The 19,962-nt window shown below is 71.5% G+C and carries 5 protein-coding genes; all 5 read left to right on the top strand.

The window, feature by feature from the left end:
- Positions 1-2: 2 nt before the first annotated feature.
- The 5 genes from ACFYPN_RS17025 to ACFYPN_RS17005 all read left to right on the top strand — a co-directional run bounded on the left by ACFYPN_RS17025 (position 3) and on the right by ACFYPN_RS17005 (position 19,953).
- The gene (locus ACFYPN_RS17025) at positions 3-3,029 is read left to right on the top strand and encodes an AAWKG family protein (RefSeq protein WP_389298943.1); all 3,027 of its coding nucleotides are present in this window, start codon (positions 3-5) and stop codon (positions 3,027-3,029) included.
- 64 nt (positions 3,030-3,093) lie between these two features.
- Complete coding sequence (locus ACFYPN_RS17020) at positions 3,094-3,588, top strand: YbaB/EbfC family nucleoid-associated protein (protein ID WP_358757023.1); 495 nt, start codon at positions 3,094-3,096, stop codon at positions 3,586-3,588.
- Entirely contained in the window at positions 3,585-3,905 is a 321-nt protein-coding gene (locus tag ACFYPN_RS17015; RefSeq protein ID WP_358757021.1) for a hypothetical protein, read from the top strand. The genes ACFYPN_RS17020 and ACFYPN_RS17015 overlap by 4 nt, the downstream gene beginning before the upstream one ends.
- 3 nt (positions 3,906-3,908) lie before the next feature.
- A complete protein-coding gene (locus ACFYPN_RS17010; RefSeq protein WP_389298939.1) occupies positions 3,909-17,297 on the top strand; it encodes a hypothetical protein in 13,389 nt (4,462 codons plus the stop codon).
- A 97-nt stretch (positions 17,298-17,394) separates the two neighbouring features.
- Complete coding sequence (locus ACFYPN_RS17005; RefSeq protein ID WP_389298936.1) at positions 17,395-19,953, top strand: hypothetical protein; 2,559 nt, start codon at positions 17,395-17,397, stop codon at positions 19,951-19,953.
- Positions 19,954-19,962: the final 9 nt, after the last annotated feature.

The following is a 19,962-nucleotide window of genomic DNA, read 5'->3' as shown; positions in this document are numbered from 1 at the left end:
CCGTGGCAGTTGATCCAAGCTGGGAATCCGTCGTCAAACAGCTCACCGGTTTCGACGGCGGTACCCGGGCCAATGTCGCGGCCGTGGGCGGTGCGGACGCGAAGACGGGAACCGGCAGCGAGTGGATGCGGGTCCGGGTCGAGAAGGTCAGCAAGACGGGTGTGTCCGACGACCGCAACACCACGGGCGAGGTGGGGGCGGGCGAGACGCCCGAACGGGTCATCCAGTTCTACGGCCCCTCCGACGGGCAGTCCAGCACCTACCTCGACGTCTACAAGGTGACCATCTCCCTCCCGTGGAGTTCGTCGAGCGGCGCCGACTGGAGCAACACCGGAAACGCCGGAGCCTATGACTGGGGTTACGGAAAGGCGCTGGAGGCGCTGCGGGACACCTTCACCACGGAGGGGTTCGGCGGCGGATACGACCACACCCCGGCGGTCGTCACGGCCGACGCGATCAATCTCAAGGAATTCAGTCCCATCGCCGAGGCGTTCAACCGAGTCGTCGACTACTTCTCGACCAAGTCCGTCGACCTCGAAAAATGGGTGAAGCAGCTCGACAGCGAGTTCTCCTCCTATCAGGGCAGCGGCGCGGACGTCTTCCGCGACCTGATCGACGCGGTGAGCCTCGGTTACAAGGACTTCCTCACCCTGATCGCCCCCGGGACGGGTGCGGTCCAGCCCGGCGGCGGAAGGGAGTTCAAGAGCAACAAGGATTACAGGTCCCGCTCCGTGGTCGGGGACAAGCTCGTCGATGCCGAACTGGCGATCTGGACGGCGGCGAACGAGCTCGCCACGGCCTGGAACGGCTGGCTGAACAACTCGGACCCGGCCGTACAGACCGCGGTCGAGTCGGCGTACGCCGGTCTCAGGGCCCGGCCGGCGAACGTATGGCTCGGCACGTCCCATCTCGACGCGCTGCTCGACGATCTGGCGTTGTGGCTGAACGAGAACAACATCCTGAAGATGCGCCAGGACTACGGCAACAACAAGCCCGGGGACGGGTTCCTGCACATCCACCCGGTCTACGGCAACCTCACCCTCGACAGCGACTGGAAGAACCTCGCCACGCGGGCCTGCACCAACTGGCTCGCCACCCTCGCTCCTCTCGACCAGGCGGCGAGCAAGGCCATGCTGGAGCTCAACCAGGCCATGGTGGGGATGAACTCGGACTCGTCCTTCCCGTTCAAGGCCGGAGCGGGCAGCCTCAAGGAGGCGAACGCGAGCGACGAGGCCGGGCGGGCCAAGGAGGAGGCGGAGAAGGAGAAGGAGGACGCCCAGAAGGAGATGGACAAGGCCAACAAGGACCTGGACGCGGGCGGCGGAGCCGGTGACGTCGATCCTCCGCCGCAGATCGGGGAGAACGAAACCGGCGGGGAGTTCGGCGGCGGCGGAGCGGGCGGCGATCTCGGCCTGAACGGCGGGAACACCGGCGCCGGCGGCAGCGGCGGAGGCGGCACCGGCATCGTGCCCCCGCCCACGCTCGGCCTCAACGGTACGGGGGGCGGCAGCGGCCCGGGCGGCGTGAACCTCCCGATCACCCACCCCGACGGCTCCACCAGCCTGGTGAACCCGGACGGTTCGACCACCACCACCTACCCGGACGGTCACAAGGAGACGACGCCCGCGGGCGTTGTCCCGCCTCCGCTCTCCCCCAACGTCACGGGCGGCAGCAGCAGCGGCGGCTACCCCGTCAGGACGGTCAAGGGTCCGGACGGCAGCACCACTTCGTACAACGCCGACGGTTCGCGGACCACCACGCACAAGGACGGCACCACCACCACCGTCAACCCCGACGGCACCTCCGTCACGAACAATCCCGACGGCTCGAAGACGGTCCTGAACAAGGACGGCAGCGAGACCATCACCTACCAGGACGGTACGAAGGCCACGATCGGCCCGGACGGTACGACGGTCACGCAGTACCCGGACGGCACCTCGACGAAGCTCGCCCCGAACGGGGTGCTCACCAGCACCGACGCCCACGGCAACAGCACCACCAGCCATCCGGCGCCCGGTTCGACCGTGAAGAACGCGGACGGTTCGTCCACGGTGTACGGCAAGGACGGCACGACCACCACCACCCACGAGGACGGCACGAAGACCTCCGTCTCGGCGAACGGGACCGTGACCACGGTCGACCCCGACGGCACCAGAACCGTCTCGCACCTGGGCAAGGGCACCTCCACCGTCCAGTACGCCGACGGCTCGGTGTCCCAGGTGGGCAAGGACGGCACGGTGTCCACCACGTACCAGGACGGCAGCACCACCAAGCTGGGCCCCGACGGCACGTACACCACCACCGACGCCGACGGCCACAAGCGGACCGAGCACCTCAACACCGTCGGCGGCAACGGTACGCAGACGCGGACGACGCACAACGCGGACGGCTCGTCCACGACGACGTACCCGGACGGCACCGTCGACAAGACGCTCAAGAACGGCGGCCACCGGATCAGCTATCCGGACGGGCGCACGGTCACCACCGACGCGTACGGACGGACGACCGGCACGACGGGCGGTACCGGCGGGCTCGGGCCGAACAAGTCCGGTGGCGGTCTCAGCGACTTCGACTACTACGACTACCCGGACGGCGGGAGCGCCACATCCCCCCTGAGCGGAAGCGGTTACGGATACTCCGGCACCGACACCGGCGGGGCCGGCCGGCTCCCGCTGAACCCGCTCGGCAGCCAGGGGCTCATGCCCGGCGGCGGCACGGGTGCCTCGGCGGGCGCGGCCGGAACCGGGCTGGGCGGGGAGCGCGCCCGGGCGATGGCTGCCGGAGAGGCGTCCGCGGCGCGGAACGGCAAATCGGCTCAGCTCGCCGCGGAGGAGGCCGCGACGGCCGGCCGGCGGCCCAGCACCACCTCGTCCAGCGGCACCCCGATGATGCCCCCGATGGGCGGCGGCACGGGCGGCGCGGGCGGCAGCACCCAGAGCGACGAACGCGAGCGGTCCACCTGGGTGAGTGAGGACGAGGAGACCTGGGGCACGGACGAGGGCGGCGTGGCGGCGGTGATCGGCCGGTGACGGCCGTCGTCGGGCGGACGAAGGGACCGAGTGGCATGCGTGTGACGAAGGGCGCGGAACGCATATGAGCAACCCGATGGAAGAGCACCTGGCCGAGGCGCTTGCGGAGTTCGAGGAGGCCCGGACCAAGCTGACCGAGGCCGGGGCCGCTGCCGCCCGGATCTCCGCGACCGCCATGGCGAAGGACCGCTCCGTGGAGGCGACGGTCGGGCCGCAGGGCGAGCTGACGAACCTGCGCTTCCCCACCGCGAGGTACCGGACCATGCCCCCCGCCCAGCTCGCCCATGTACTGATGGCCACCATCGGATCGGCCCGCGCCCAGGCGGCCGAGCAACTCGCGGACGTGTACCGGCCGTTCGGACCCATCCCCGGCCTCTCACCCACCGGCGAGGGCGGCTTCCAGGAGCTGGACTGGGACACCCTGTTCGCCCCGCTCCGCGAGGAGGGACTGCCGGTGCCCCCGTCGAAGGCGCCCACCCCCTCGTCCGGTGGCGCACTGCTCGACGAGATCGTCGAAGAGGACGACGCGGCCGGCACGGGCAGGGAGGCACAGCGATGAGCGGACTCGAGGTCGACACGGGCGGGCTCGACCGGAGCAGCGAGAACCTGGACCAGGTGGCCGACCACATCAAACTGATCCGCGACGACTACCTGGACAAGATCACCTCGTACCACGGATGCTGGGGCACGGACAAGTTCGGCATGACCTTCGCGGAGAAGTACCTGCCCGCGGTCGAGGACGCCAAGACGGGCATCACCGCGCTGAGCGACGCGCTGGTCGGCAGCGGGCAGAGCCTGCGCGATGCCTCGACGGACTTCGGCAACCTCCAGACCGACATCACCGACTCGCTCGGCCAGCACAACCGGAAGAGCTGAACGTTGTCACTGGAGTTCCCTCCCGACTGTGCCTGGCTGTTCGCCGCGCTGACCGGTGAAGTACCGCCGAACGGTGACGAGGACAAGCTGTTCGCCCTGGCCGAGGTCCACAAGGACCTGCACGGCAAGCTGAACAACGACATGAAGCAGCAGATCGCCGCTGCCCTCGGCTACACCAGCGAGAGCTTCGACGGTGACGCCGCCGCGATGTACCAGGCGGCGATGAAGAGCTTCATCGGCGAGGAGGGGCTCAACTACTTCGACGCGGTCGCCGACCAGGCGCAGTTGCTCGCGACGTTCACCCGCAAGGCCGCGACTCAGCTCCAGTACACCAAATACATGATCATTGCCCAGCTGGTGGAGCTGCTGTTCGAGGCGATCGTCGCGGCAGCGCTGGCGTTCTTCTTCGGGGCGTCGATCCAGGCGTATCTGGCGAAGTGCGCGATCGTGCGGTTCCTGATCCGCTCGTGGCTCGGCCGGGCGCTGATGACGCTGGTGATGCACCAGCTGATCAACGTCGGCATGGGCGTCGCGATGGATCTGCTGGTCCAGTGGTCGCAACTGAACAAGGGCACCCGCGACGAGTACGAGGGCGACCTGACCAAGGGCGCGGCGCTGTCCGGCATGATCCAGGGGTTCCTGGCCGGACCGTTCCAGTTCCTGGGCAACAAGCTGGGGAAGAGGCTCGCCGACCTCTTCGGCAAGGGTGGCGGGAAGCAGCTGGGCAGGGAGCTCGACAACGCGTTCCCGCAGCCGCCCGTGCAGGGCCCCAAAGGGCCGAAGGGCGCCGGACCGAAAGCCCCGAAGACCTTCGGTGAGGACTTCGCCCAGAACTTCGCGAACGACCTTCCCCCCACCGTGGGACCCCACAGCAAGGCGGCCGGGGACAAGTTCGTCCGCAACATCGGTGAGACCTTCAGCAACCACCTGGGCGGTGACAAGGCGGGAGCCGTCGGCCGCAATTGGGCGAGGACGCTGCTGGAGAACACCGGCAAGAAGGACCTCCCGAAGCTGCTCGAGGACGCGCTCAAGCCGCTCGCCAAGGAGGGCGACGGCGCCCTGGGCAGGATCCTCGGCCAGGGCGCGGCCGACCAACTCGGCAGGAGCGCCATCCGGGCGATGGCTCAGTCAGGCGTCCACGGCATCACCGAGGGCGTGTCCGAGGGGGCGCACGCGGCGGTCTCCGAGGGCTTCTACAACCTCTTCTTCAGCGACGACCATACGTTCACCACCTCGGGCCTGACCTTCGGCTCGGGCATGGTGGAGGGCCGCGTCGGACACATCCTCGAGGGCGCGGGCGACAAGCTAGGGGCCGATCTTCGCAACCGGACGCTGGAGGCCGGGTTCAAGCTGCCCGGCGCCCGGCTGGAATCGGGCGGACAGACGGGGTCGGAGTCCGGCGGCACGGGGAGCAACCCGGTCGGCGGTCCGGGCGTTCAGCCGAACCCGATCACCGTGAGCAACGACCTGGCCCCTGATCCGAGCGACAGCTCGTCACTGCTCTCCGTGGACGACGACAGCGCCGGCACGGCCAACTCCCCTTCCCGTTTGGAGCAGTTGTACGACGACGAGGGATTTCCCCTGCTCGACGTCTCCGGTCCCTCGCGCGACGACTACGGCAACCTCGTCGGCGAGGACGGGAACGACAACACCGGCGGGGGCGGGGAGCAGCCCGTCGTGGCCGCACAGCCGGCGACGCCCCGGGGCACCAGCGCCCCGCTCACGACCACGGCGAACACCTCCGCCGCGCCACCGGCACCTGCTCCGGCCAACAGCCCTCTGAAGACGTCGAATTCGACCGACCAGAACGCGGTTGGGAGCCCCCGTAGCCCGTCGAACGGCCCGAACACGACGTCTACGGAGCCCACCGCGGCGCAGGAACAGGAATCGCGGCAACAGGCTCCGAAGGAGGATCAGGAGCAGAAGCCGGAGCGGGATGAATCCTCCGCGCCCACGGACCAGCACTCCACACCGCGGACGCTCTCGCACTCCGATACCCCGCTCGCCACCGCCGAGTCCCGCCTCCCCCCGTCCGAGGCCCTCGACGAGCCGAACCGGTCCACCGGGACGACCGCACCCGCCTGGACGAGCAGTCAAGCACCGGGTTACGTGGCGCACACGGCCATCACCATCGAACCCGATGCCCCTACCGACACCGACACCGACACCGACGTCCGCATAGGCATCGGCAGCGACAGCGACAGCGACAGCGACAGCCGTGAGAACGACGACGCTCCGGGACCGGTCGACTCCACTCCCCCGCCGTCGCCCCCGCCACCCCCGCCGCTCCAGTTGCCGATACCGATGCCTGTCCCCGTCCCGCTGCCGATGTCGAACGTGCAGCTGTCCGACGAGGTAAGACGGTTCGGCACCCACACCTCCGAAGGCGTCAGCGGCGTCCACCTCGCACCGATCCCGGACCAGGTCGCCACCGCCCTCCAGCAGCAGGCGCTCGCCACACTGGAGGCCGTCACCGGCCCCCTCACCGGGGCAGAACGCGCCGAAGCGCGCCGCCGGCTGGCCGAGCTGCTCTCCCCGCAGGCGCTCCAGGACAACCGTCTGATGCTGCTCAGCAGGGACGGCCACCCGATCACCCTGACCGTCAACGGCACGCCGCGCTCACTGGCCGTTCAGCTGCAGCTGGAGCGGCCCAGGCCTTCCGCGCTGTTCGGCGCCGGAAACCGTATGCCGCCGCACAACAACGAGCAGCGGCACGCGGCCGCGTTCGACAGCACGTCCACCGCCTCCACCACCGGCGTTCGGACGATCTCCCTCAATCCGTTCTCGAACACCTTCAGTGCGATCAAGGGCTTCCTCACCAGCGTGCCCGTCTCGTTGAACTTCAACGTCACCCACCAGCAGAAGACCCTGTCGACGACGGTGAGCAGCGCGGTCAACTCAACCAGTCTGTTGCGCAGTTCGGAGCCTGCCAGTCCGTTCGACTACACCGCGCTGGGCCGGGTGCGGGAGGCTTCCTCGCCTCCGTTCCAGGAGATCGGGCCGGACCGGACGGGGGTGCGGGAACTCGGCACGGTCTCGGCGTGGTTCCCCGAGCACCTCGCCGTGCACGGGCACGGCACGGCAAACGGGAACATCTTCAGCCACGAGGACTTCACCGGCTTCCGAGAACATCTCGACGATTCGCCGCTGTGGGTGATGGACTCGATGTCCGATCCCGGCAGTCTGCTGCGCGAGGTCCGGACCCGGTTCGGCGGCCGGCTCGACTCCCTCGACGGCGGCTCGCTCGCCGGCGTGGAGAAGTTCTTCGGCGCCGAGCACCTGCTCGGGGCGCTCCCTCTGCAACGAGCGACAGGCCGCCCCGGCGGCAGTACGGGCACGTGGTCGCCGGTCCTGCTGGACAGGAGCGGCAACGCCGTCGGCCTGTTCAGGGTCACCGCGGAGGTGACCCCCCGTGAGGGCCAGGACATCCGGGTCGGTCCGAAGTACAGCCTGGAACGCTTCCTCGAACGCCAGTTGAAGACCGACTCGCTGGCGAAGGTGTCCCAGGGGTACGGCGTCGAGGGCGGAATCGGCGGAGTGTTCAACAGGATGCCGGAAGAGGCGGACAAGGCGTTCCGGGACTTCAATTTCGGCGGTTCCGTCCAGCCCAAGGGCGGATACGGCTTTCAGAAGGACCAGGGTCTCGGTGCGGGCGCCACACACGGCGTGACCCACAACATCCGCACCAACGGCGGCCACGTGCTCACCCCGGCGAACGTGGTCTACAGCGTGGAGTTCATCGCGGCGGACGGGACGCGGACAGCCCCGGCGTCGATGCCGGTCACCCCGGTGCGGCTCAGGACGCTCACCCCGCAGACCGCACGCGGCACCGCACCCACGGCGGACACACGGAAGCAGGCACCCCCGGAGGTGGCGCGGCTCGACGCCATCGGCCTCACCACCACCCCCCTGGCTGTGCGCGGCGAGGGCGTCACGGCGGTACTCGGACAGGCCCATGCCTGGCTCCTCGACAATGGCTACCTCCCCGTGCCGGGCGAGCAGAGCGGCAGGTCGATGGACGAGGGCCTGGTCAAGGCCCGTCTGCAGAACCTGCGCAAACTATCCATGCTGGGTTCGCAGCACGGCCTGCTCGGCACCATGGACGAACTGGTCGACGGCGGTCTCGTCCTCCACGTCGACAAGCCCGGGCCCGGCGGCGGTGTGGACCGCGTCCGGCTCCGCTTCACCCTGGACCGGGCTCCCGCGGACACCACCGCCCCCACCCACCTCACGTCGCTGAGCGACGTCCATCTGCCGAGCATCAGCAGCCTGTCCGTGCCCGGAACCAGCCAGCGGTCGTCGGCCGGATCCGGCACCTTCCAGCTGGCCGCCCAGATGACCGGTCTCGCAGCAGGTCATTTCAGGGGCGCGCTCACCGCGGATTACAAGGGCACCTGGCAGACGACGGACACCTCGACGGCCGCCGCGGGGGTCTCGCACTCCCAGATGATCATCACGACCCAGCAGACGACGGAGGTCTTCCGGGTCCCGGCGGTGTTCGCGGTCGAGATCACCGGTGGATCCGGTCCGCTGCCCGCCGGTCCGTTCACCTCCGTCACCCTGCCCGTGACCATCGATCTGGCGGTGCCGGAGAAGCGTACCGGGGGTTCCCCGGAGGTGTACGGCGAGGCGGTGCTCCAGCCGCAGGGCACCGCGCTGCCTCCGGACGCGCAGACGTTCCTGCTGCCCGACAGCTCCCTCGTCGACGTCGTACGCGGCAGCAAACAGCTGTACGAGGCGGTCGACGCGATCCTGGGGGGCCTCTCGGCGCCCCCCGTGGAGCAGGAGCGCACCGACGCCGTCGAGCTGAACGAGCTGGGCAACGCCGCCGGTTCCGGCCACGGCCCGATCCTGCCCGTGGCCACGACACGTCCGGTGGCCGCGACCCCGGCCGGCAGCCCCTCGGCGTCGACCTGGTGGGGGGCCGCGACCGGTGCCGCGAAGTCCGTCGTCGACGCGGTGCTGTCCATGGCCACGGTGGTCCGGCAGACGGTCTCCACCGGGGACCGCACCGATCAGGCGATGCTGCTGCACGAGGCCCTGCACGCGCAGTTGGCTCCCGCCGCGCTGATGTCGCGCGCGCACCAGATGGTGAAGGGGGTCTTCGTCATCGACGACCTGTTCGTGCCGGGAGTGTCGGGCGGCACCGACCTGGTCGTCGAGGTACGGGCCGTACTCACCGGTCCGCGGGACCTGGGTACGGTCCCGCAGTACGGCGAGACCGATCTCGGTGCCACCGACAGTGCCTCCCACCAGGTCACGGAGACCACCTCGCACGAGGGTGGTCCCGGGTTCACGGCGAAGTACGGCCAGAGCCCGGAGGAGGCCGTGCATTCCGCTGCCGCGCCTCCCGTCACCGATCCGGCCACGCCCGGCGCCGCGAAGCCGACCACGGGCGGCGTCGGCGCCAAGGGCGTCTACGGGCGGGGGAACAGCAGCTCGGTGACGACGTCGGCGTCGACCAACATGACGCGGGTCCCCGTGGAGGACGGCACCCACCACCGGATCAGCGCGGACATCACCTACGAGGTAACCGTCCACCGGGGACACCGGCGGGTTTCGCCGCTGAACCGGACCGCGGACTCGGTGACGCGCACGGTTCACGTACCGGGCGGCATCACGTTCCTCGCCACGGCCGATCAGCTACGGCGCGGCGGCTCGATGCTGGAGTGGATGGCGGGCGAGGAGACCGGGGCGCCCCGCCCCGCCACCGCCCGGCTGCCGTACCGCTTCGTCGAGTACGGTGCGCTCGGACTGGCGGCGGTACTGGAGGCGACGCCCCTGGTGGAGCCGCTGCCGGTTCCCGTCGAGGAGCCGGATCCGAATCCTGCCCCGGCCGACGGGAGCACTTCCCCGGAAGAGAGCTCCGCCGAGCAGACGTCCGAGGAGACGGAGCCCACCACCCCGGACCGGCCTCCTCGGCCCACCGCCAACGAGGACCCGCGCCGGCCCCATCTGCTGCGCCAGGAGCTCACCGGCCTGGTCCAGCGGCACGCGCCGGGCAGCCTCACCCCCGGCCACCGGCGCTACGTACCCGGGCTGGCGCAACGCATCGCGGACTACACCTCGCCCGCCGCTCTCGGCGCGTTGCCGGGCCGCGGCGCGGGCGGAGCGCTGAGCTTCGGCTTCCCGTACACGGACGGCCTGACCACCCGTACCGTCACCGTGCGGGTGCATGCCAAGCCCACGTGGACGAAGGACCAGCTCCGCCTGGTGACCGGCCGCAGCGGCGACGCGGGGGCGGGGGTGGAGAACTTCTCCGCCCACTCCCCCGCGAACGTCACCGAGAGCCGCGCGCGTACCACCCGCTGGGGCTTCGCGGTGCCGGGCAGCATCGTGGTGCCGACGTCGGAGGAGACCTCCCGCAAGGCGTCCCTGAGCCCGTCCGGCAGCGGCTCGACGACCCGTTCGGACACCGTGAGCCGGACACTCACCGCCGAGGACCGGCTGTGGCAACGCGTCGCGGGCGGGAACGAGTTCACCCTCGCGTACACCTTCACCGCCGATCTGCACGTCGAAGGTGATGACCCCGCTGCCCGTCCGTCCAGGGAGGTCGACGGACGGGTCACCCTGCGGTTCTCCGGGGACCACGCCCAGCAGCAGTCCCCCTCGCGCCCGACGGAGCACATTCCGCAGGTGGTCGGCACCGACGACCCGAGGCTCTCCGGTCCCCTGGCCGGAGCGACACCGCTCCGGCCCACCGGGAACGAGGTCGCCTACGCGCTCAGCAACCAACAGGACCTCCTGAGCGCGGTGCGGGAGCTGGCGCCCGAGCTGGCCGGCGAGGGCATCGGCTCCGGAAACTCGTCCGAGGCTGCGGCCGTGCGGCTGACCGAGCTGCTGCACGGCGGGAGCATCACCATGGACCCGGTGCGGGAGGCGGCCGGAGCGGGCGGGACCGTCACCGGGACCGCGAAGCACCCCCGGGTCACCCTGACGACGCAGGTGTTCCGGCCGCGCGTGACCGACACCACGAGGAACGTGGCGGTCGACCGGGTCCGGGTGACCGGCTTCAGCACGAACTCCGGCTCCTCGACCTCCCGCAGCAGCGCCTTCACCCTCGGTGTGTCCGGATCCCTCAGCGCGAAGGGCGGGTTCGACGTCGGCGGGGCGCTCCCCCTTCTCTCGAACCAGTCCACCCCGGGCGGTCGGGGCGGGGGGGTGTCGGCACTCGCCCGGCACTGGGAGAAGACCGGCACCGCGGGCATGCCCGGGGCCGATCAGGGACTCCGTACGCACGAGGTCGAGGTCGATACCGTCACCACGCTGACCGGCCCCGGCGGGGAGGTGCGGTACGCGACGGGCACCGCGTTGCTGCGGGTTTCCGAACGCGATCTGCTGGGCCTGGGCGTGCTCACCGAAGCACGCCGGGGCGAGGGGGTGTGGGACCTGTCCGCGCCGGACGTACGGGACCTGCCCCCCTCACAGGTCGCCCGGCTGATCACCGCCTCCGACGACGTCCTGCCGCCGGGAGCCGTGGTGCAGCTGTGGCTGGATCTGGGGACGGACCCCACCCCGAACGCCCGCTTCGAGGCGCTCTACCGGGCCCAGTCCATCGCCCGGGAGAGCGGGCAGCCCCTGGAGCTGGCACTGCGCGACGGCGACGGCACCCGCGTCTGGACCCTGACCCCGGACAGCACCGTGTTCCCCGACCACAACGGCGCGCGGCAACAACTGCTCCTCGCACAGGAGCAGTTGCAACTGTTCGAGGAGGAGTACGGCCGCCCGCCCGCTCCGGACCCGAATCCGCAGGACGCGCTGCGGCGTGCCACCGACGACCATGCCGCCGCCGAACTCGCCCTGCGGCAGGCACGGCAGGCGCACGCGGACCGGCAGGCTCTCGTGGCAGGTCTCGGCCGCACGGAGGCCGAGGCCCACGATGCCCAGCGAACCGCCGCCCGCATGCTGGAGTCCACCCGCGAGCGGCTCGCCGCGGCGGCCCCCGACCAGGCCGGGCCGCTGGCCCGGCGTCGGACCATGCTGCGCGACGCGGTGGACGAGTCGGAGCGGCACATCGCGGCGTACGACGATCTGCGGGTGGCCGCCGAGTCGCGGCACGAGGCGGAAGTACTGCTGGAGCAGGCGGTGCTGACCGAGGAATCCGCGCGGCTGGAGCTCCGGTGGCACGGGTTGACGCAGAGTGTCGAGCAGGCGAGCGCACGGCTCGTCGAGATCGGGGTGGAGCAGCTCACGCTCGGTGCCGGCCTTGCGCGGGCGCACCTGGCCGGCGGCGCCGGGGTGCCCGGTCTCCCGGTGCCACCGCTCTCGGACCCGGCCGCCCAGTCGCTCGCCTCGCTCACCCCTCAGTGGCCGGCCCCCCACTCCCCGGACGGCGGTGCGCCGACGCCCCCGGCCGGGACCGCCGACTCCCGCGCGGTGGGCGGGCGGACGAGGAACCCGGTGCTTCCGCACGAGGTGGCCGCGTTCCACGCGACGAGGACGGCCGCGGTGCACACCGAGCGCTTTGATCCCAAGCTGGTGCAGACCCGTAGCCGGGCCGGGCGCCTCGACGGTTCGATGACCCTGGTCCGCAACCATGTGCGTCGAGTCCGGATGCCGGACGGACGGACGGTCCGGCAGTTCTACGTGACTCTGCCCGTGCGGCTCACCGACGGGCTGAGCGCGCAGAACCTGACCGCGTTGCAGACCCGTCTGCAGTCGACCCTGGACGCCCATGTCAACACCGGTTACGTCCTCCCTGAATCCGGTGACCAACTGCACGTCACGGTCGAGCTCCTGGAGTCGGCCGGGCACAGCGAGGCGGTGACGCTGTCGCGGTCGGACGGTCCGCCGGTCCGCGCCGACCAGCGCAGGTGGGACGTCGGGCACAGCGACGCGGTGCTCACTCACGAGATCCTGCACTACCTCGGTCTGCCCGACGAGTACTCCGACGCCCGGGAGCGGCCCGAGGACCGCCACCTGTTCCGGCGCGACGACCTGGCGAGCGGGGTACGCCGCGAGGGCCTGATGGTGAGCGCCCTCCAGGAGAACCTGGAGAACCTCCCGTACGACTACCTGGCCACCATCGAACGGGTCAGCGAGAACGCGGTCGTCCCGCTGAGCCCCGAACCACTCGGCGACGAGGAGCGGCCCGCGGTCCACGAGAGCGGCCGGCACCCGGCCGACGGCTCGGGCGACGCCTCGCAGCAGAGTGTCAGCCCCGCTCCGCAGAAGGACGACCGGCTGACCTACCTCAAGCAGCCGCACTACGCCTCCGGCGACCAGTTCGCCATCGCCGCCGCGCTCATGGCGGACCCCACACTCTCAGTCGTGATCACGTACGGAAGGGAGCAAGCCGCCTCGTCGGACGGCGACACCTCCGGCGAAGAGGCGGCGGACCTGCGGAAGGCGGAGACGATCCAGAGGTTCTATCTGGAATCCGGAATTCCGGACACCCGGATCCGGGTGATCCAGGCCGCCGAGTCCAGGGCCTTCTTCAGGTCGTTCGGCGATGCGCGAGGTCTGAGCAGCAAGGACAGGGGGACCAGGGTCCTGGGGGTCGGAGATGCCACCCAGATCGTGGGAAGACTGTTCAGTACGGTACTGCGCGAGAGCGTCAGGCGGTCCTGGAACCTGGATCCGAAGCAGGACAGCGCCGTCGAGTCCTGGTTGGGGACGAAGGGCGTCACGCTCGGTGCGGACGACCGGGTCGCGGTGGTGTGGTCGCGGTTCAGCGGCAAGAAGGGTGAAGTGCACATCGAGCACGACACCGCCTACATCGGCATCGCACAGATCATCGCGGGACTCGGTGACATCAAGGCCGTACTGATCGTGGGGGACTCCGGCGCCGAGCAGGCCGGAGGGACGGAGCTGTCTCCCGGCAAGGAGAAGTTCCGTTCCATGGCGGCGTATTTCAACGAGGGGGCACTCCCCGGCAGCGACGAGCGGGTCACCCACGACACATTCGACGCCCGGGTGGTCGACCTCACGGAGTTCTGGAACGACCCCGGGGCCGCCGCCTGGGGAGGTAGCAGCCGTACCGGACAGTTCCGGCTGTTCGACTACCTCCACCGTCACTCGACGACCCGGCACCTCGGCTTCCGCAGCGGCAACCTCGAAGCCATGGCGCTCATGGGTTTTCCCGTCCGCTACCTGGAGGAGCCCAACAGCGAGATGGGCGGCGCCCGGATGACCGTCTGGCACACCGCGGGGAACGGACCGGACGGTACCGGGCGCACCACCCTGGGAGGCGTCGCCCCGGGGTACGAGCGCCTCATGGTGAGCAGGCCCCCCACCCGGTCCGGGCAGCACCAGAAGACCCTGGAGCTGACCGTGCGCGCGAAGGAGGAGAAGCACGCGCGGTGGCATGTCGAGGACCGGCTCGCCAAGCACCTGACCACCTCCCGGCCGAAGGGGTTCACCGACGAGGACCTCGCCAACTTCGACGCCTTCCTCAAGACGGGCGACCCCGGTGACGGCATCCCCACGGGCCTGCGGGAGCAGGTACGGGACATCGGCCGGCGTGCCCACACGGAGCACATCGCGGTCGAGGGCCTGAAGCAGGACATCGCCAAGGCGGAGCGCGCGACCAACGCGCAGGGCCAGCAGCGCAGGGCGGCGCTGGAGCGGAGGCTGCTCCCGGCGCAGGAGGGACTGGACAGGATTGTCGCGGAGTTCTCCGCGCTCTTCGACGCGGAAGCGGGACACCAGCGCCTGGACATCCTGCGCGCCCGCAACGTGGAGACGCAGTCGGTCGCCCACCTGCTCACCGAGCCCCTGCCGTCGGCCGCCGGCACGGGTGGACAGGGTGCTGTGCGGGGTCCCGAGTCCCGGCTGGCCCCGGACGGCATCGTCGAGACGGCCGTCAGCCAGGCACCCGGCAACGGGCAGCAGAACCGGCGGGGCGGGCCGGACCGCGACGCCGGTCAACGAGGCTCCGACAACGGCGCACGCGGGCGGGGCCAAGGACGCGGGCGGGGCGGCCACCACGGCAGCGCCGGCCGGGGACAGGGCATCCGCACCACGAGCGCCCCCAGCACGGCCACGTCGTCCGGCAGGGGCGGACCATCCAGCACGGCCACGGCGTCCGGCAGGGGCGGGCCGTCCAGCACGGCCGGGTCGTCCGGCAGGGGCAGCTCCTCCAGCCATTCCCCGGCTCCTCAGCCCGCTCCCACGGCCCCGCCCTCCCCGACGCCCGAGATCCGGTACCACAACGACTCCTTCGCCGCCCTCACCGGGGACGCAGCGGGGCGCGGCACTCTCACGCCGGAGAGCTACCTCACGCACGTGGCCGCCAGTGTCGAGCAGGGGCGCCCGGTCTCGTACGTGGTGAACGCGATCGTGGACGGAGGGACGTTCGCGCAGGAGGGCCGGCTCCGGAGCTTCATCGACTCGGTGCTGCGCGGGCTGGACCCCGCGATGCGGGGGCGGGTGGCCATCGTCATCGGCGTCAACGGACGGGTCACCTCCGAGAACGAACGGTCGCTGCTCCTCGACGCCATCGACGCCGGAACCCGGAACATCGACTCACCGGTCCCGCTGGCCGTCGTCGCCGTGCCCATGCGGTGGAATTCCAAGGCGTTCCCCTTCGGGGAAGCGCGCAACACGACCCTGACGAGCGACGCCACCCGGCAGGCCCTGCACGGCCTCGTCGCACGGAACAGCCACCCTTACCTGTCCTTCATGGACTTCGACGAGTACCCACACACCACGCCCTCGGGCCCGCACGTCTTCGACCACTTCGCGCGCGAGCTCGCCTTCCCCCCGCACACGACGACCGGCTCCGCCGCGGCGATACCGCCCTTGCGGCCGTTGCTGATGTCGGGCGGTTACCGGATTCCCGACCGGACCGACACCGCGGGGCGCGCCCAGCTCGTCAGGGAGACACGCGAGCGGTGGCAGCGGTACAACGCGGAGAATCCGAAGAAGAGTCTCGGGGAGCCTCCCGCGGACTTGGCGGAGATGGTCGACGAATTCGACCGGGAGATCAAGGAGGACATGCGCGCCAGGGCCCGCATGGCAGGCCAGGCCCCGTTCCAGGCCTACTCACCGGAGCCGAATCTGTTCGTCGACGGACTGGCCACGTTGCTGGAGGGCGACAAGCTGCGGCCCCCGGTCCGCTTCAGCCCGGGCAGTGCCGAGTTCAACGGTCTGGCCCTGTCCCTGATGCACCTCGCGGCCTGGGAGATCGTCCAGGACCACGGGACAGAGCCCGATGGGCGGCTGAGAACGGCTGCCGAAATGCTGCGCCCCTCCGTGCGCGGCACGGCCTTCGTGATCGACTTCGAAAACGCCGCGACAGAGACCGACCTGTCACGGCTGTACTTCGGCATGCTCCAGTCCCGGCGCACCGCGGCGACACAGCTGGCGCCCGGCCTCACCGAGTCGCAGGTCGACCGGCACCTGCTGCGCGTTCCGCAGAGCCACCTCAACCCGGTCCCGTACGCGAAGCTCTTCGAGGAGCCCGGCCCCTCGGCGGGGAAGGCGCTGTCGAAGGCCGGCACCTGGGAGACCTTGGCCGGCCTGCGCGATTCCGGGGTGCCGCTGACGGATCCGCCCTCTTCCGGGAACGTCAACCGGACGCCGACGATCCTTGATGTCCTCGCCCAACGGGAGTTGCTGGGAAGGCTGTCGACGCCGCTGCCGATCCCCGGTGGCCTGCGGGCCGGACTGCAACCGGGCCCGACGAACGCGTACGCGTACGCGATGAACCTGCTGTACGGAACCGACGCGGGGGTCCTTCAGCGGAGCTTCCACGAAATCGTGTCGACCTACTTCACTCCGGAGGGTGGCCACACCACGACCACGCGGCCCGGATCGTTCTTCGCCGCCCTCACGCTGGCGCTGGCCCCCGGTCCCCGGACGACAGCGCAGCGGGACCCCGCCTCCTCCGCCGTCCCGCAACCCCTCCACGACGCCGTGCGCCAGATGCTCGTGGACCTCCAGGAGAGGTACACCACCACCGCCGACGCCCGGGAACTGCTCGCGAACGCCGCACGGCAGGGACTGACCGTCGAGGACCTGACCACCCGGCTGTTCACCGGTCGCGTGCACCCCATGGACCACGGCCTCGACGACTACATCAGCGGACGGACGGAATCCCGCCCCGGCCGGTCGGCGCCCGTCGCGTTCACCATCGACGGCTCCGCGTACTTCCTGCTGAACCTCTACGCGACCTCCCTCGGTCGCGGCCTCCGTGTCACGGGGCCGGACGGAACGGTCCACGCCCTCGGTTCTGACACGGACCCCACACCGCTCCGCATCAACTGGCGGGCCGGCGAGGGCTGGTCGGCCGCCCCGGAGGACAGCGGAAACGGTCGGACGACGGCGGAGCCCTCGGAGGAGAGCACCGAGGAGCATCCGGACCACGGGCCCGCGCACTCGGCCCTCTCCGACCTCGCCCTGGACATCCTCACCGGCGGCTCCGCCACCGGCCCTGCGGGTCCCGCGTGAACGCCCGGGAGCTATGGTCAGCGTCGCAACCGGGCACAATAGTTGATGGAGGGTCAGTGCAGCGCAGCAGCGGCTTCATTCGTCGGGAGGGCTCCCGATGAGCGGACTGGCCTCGCGGCTGCCCCGATGGCGCGGGCGGCACTCGGCGGCGGCGCCCGCGTCCGGCCCTGCCGCCACCGGCCCCGTCGCCCGTGATCCCGAGGGGCCCCACACGGTCCTCGACGAGTTCGGCCCGGGATCCGGTCCCGACGGCGCGTCCGGATTCCTGCTGCGTTCCTCCGCCGACCGCCATGCCCTTGTGCGGGAGCTGGCCGGGAACCTGCCTGTCGAGCGGGAACGCCCGGTGGTCGTCGTCGATGTGGCTCCGGACGCGGCGGGGAACCTCGGCGAGGAACTCGGTGGTCTGCTCGCCCGGCTGCGGGACGAACACCGCGCCGCAGCCCGGCTGGTGATGTCCGGCGCTGCCGCGCGGAAGCCCGATGGGCAGCTCCCCCTTGCCCAACGGCTGGCCGAAGCATGGGACTTCGAGATCGAGGCACCCGACGCCGCAGCGATCCTGGTGCCCGGCGGCGGACTCTTCGTGAGCGAGCCGGCGAGCCCGGCGGGCGGTTGGTGGCGCTTCGCGCCGGGCGCGGAACCCGTGGCTCTGGGCGCACGCCTGCCCGCCCCGCGCTGGCAGCGCGCGCTGGCCCGGGTACCGCTGGGCGAACTGGGCGACCACACGGTCCGGCAGATACCCGCGGGGCTGCTGCTGCACCCCACGGGCACGGCGGCGCCCCGCCCCGGCGACCTGGCCTTCGCCCTCGCCGTGCACCCGGACCGACTCACCGTGCTGGTGAACGGCGCGGAGAGCCGGAACGACCTCGCGGAGGACCTAGCGACGCTGCTCGCCCGACTGCCCGCCGAACTGCGCGACCGGGTGCGGCTGGCCCCGGGCGGCGGACCCGATGTGCTGCCCGTAGCCCAGCGGGTGGCGGACCTGCTCGGCACGGAGGTGGAGGTCTGCACGGGCCTCCCGCTGTCCGTGCCGGACCCGTCGGGGGGCGCGCGTCAGGAGCGGATACGGCTGGTGTCGGCCGAGTGCGAACACACCTGGCCCGCCCTGCTCGCCGCGGTGCGCTGCGTCCCCGCGGAGGCGGAAGCCGGGGTAGCCGGAGCGGACGCGTCACGGCGTACCCCGCTTCCGGTGCAGTGGCTGTTGCCCGACACCGTGACCCCGGATCCGGAACCCGGCGTGGGCCGCCTGCCCGGCGGATCGTACGTGGTGGCGGTGCGGGCCGGGCTGTGGGTGGGCCGCTCCCCCCACCCTCCGGCCACGGTGCGGGAGCGGCCCGCCGAGGCGCGGGCGGTGCGCATCGAGGTGGAGGACGCCGGCGGCGACGGAGAGACCCGGGGCACCCTTCTGAAGGCACTCGCCGCCCTGTTGCCGGAGCTTGACGGTCAGGTCCGCGAGTACGCCGAGATCGCCTCGTCCGCCGGTGCGGGGGCCGAAACGGTGGACGCGCTGCGGCGCTTCGCGGTACGGAACGCGCTGATGTTCGCAGCGCCGCCCCCGCGTTCCGCGGTCGCGGCCAGGTGGACACCACCCGAAGCACCGGCGCCCATGACCGCCGCGCCCACCCCCGCGGTGGCCGCACCCCGGCCGGTCCCCGCCGAGGCGCGGACCGCGACGACACCCCCGGCCCAGGTTCCGGCGCCGGCCACCCGCCCGGCCACCAGCAGCGGCCACGCCGGACCGCCGAAACCCCCCGTGCCGGGAGCCGGAGCGCCCCCTGAAGCTCCGCAGCCCCGCCCCGCCCCGCAGGTCGCATCGGCTCCGAGCGCACCCGCGGCCCCGAGTGCGACGCCGGCTCCGGCTCCGCCTGCTCCCCGGGCCCCCGTCGCCGTCGCGTCCCCCCGTCTCCCCGCCCGTGCCTCGGCTCCGACGGATTTCAGCAGTGGCGCGGACCGGGCCGCCTTCCGCGAGTTGGCCGCTTCGGTCTGGGAGGAACACACCGGACCGGTCAACCGGGCTCTCGTACACCTGCCCGCCCTGCGCGGCCCCAAGGAGGAGCAGGCCCAGGTCGACCTCGTCGCCGTACACCTGTATCTGACGTCGGCCCCGGACGGGCGGTTCGGAGCACTCGCGCTGGCGGCCGACGCGGGTGCGGGGGGCGGCGGGCTGGCACCGTACGCCGCCTGCCTCACCTCCGGGCTGCGGAGGCTGCCCGCACTGCGGGGGACGCTGATCCGGGCCGTGCCGGGGCCCGGGATCCCGGACGAGGCCGTCCCGGGGACCGTCCTGCGCTGCGACGCGCCGCTCGACGTCGTACACCGTGAGCAGAAGGGTGCTCCCGCGCCGCCGGACGGCCATGTCCGTTACGTCATCAAGCCGGTGACCGCGCGTCGCACCTCGGTCCTCGCGGCCCCGGGTGCCGGTGGCACGACGGCGCTCTTCGCGGCGGGTACCGAGTTCTCCGTACTGGTCAGGCACGAGGCGTCCGAGGAAGCCCCGGCGCGGGTGTTGCTGGCGGAGATCCCGGGCGGGACGACGCGGTTCCGGCCGCCGTCGGACGAGGCGGTCGCCCGGCTCGACGAGGCGGCCCGCCGGGACGCCGACGGGCCGGCCGACGGCTGGCCGGCGCGCTGCACCGGCCCCTTCCCGTGCCGTACCTGAGGCGCACCC

The organism is Streptomyces sp. NPDC005576 (genome assembly GCF_042871745.1).
Classification (GTDB): Bacteria; Actinomycetota; Actinomycetes; order Streptomycetales; family Streptomycetaceae; genus Streptomyces.
Note: the sequence above shows the minus strand (reverse complement) of the source record. Positions and strands in the feature narration are given on the sequence as shown.

Bases quoted from the DNA above. Each gene is read 5' to 3' on its own strand.
- ACFYPN_RS17020 (WP_358757023.1), top strand. From the start codon at position 3,094: ATGAGCAACCCGATGGAAGAGCACCTGGCCGAGGCGCTTGCGGAGTTC.
- ACFYPN_RS17015 (WP_358757021.1), top strand. From the start codon at position 3,585: ATGAGCGGACTCGAGGTCGACACGGGCGGGCTCGACCGGAGCAGCGAG.
- ACFYPN_RS17005 (WP_389298936.1), top strand. From the start codon at position 17,395: ATGAGCGGACTGGCCTCGCGGCTGCCCCGATGGCGCGGGCGGCACTCG.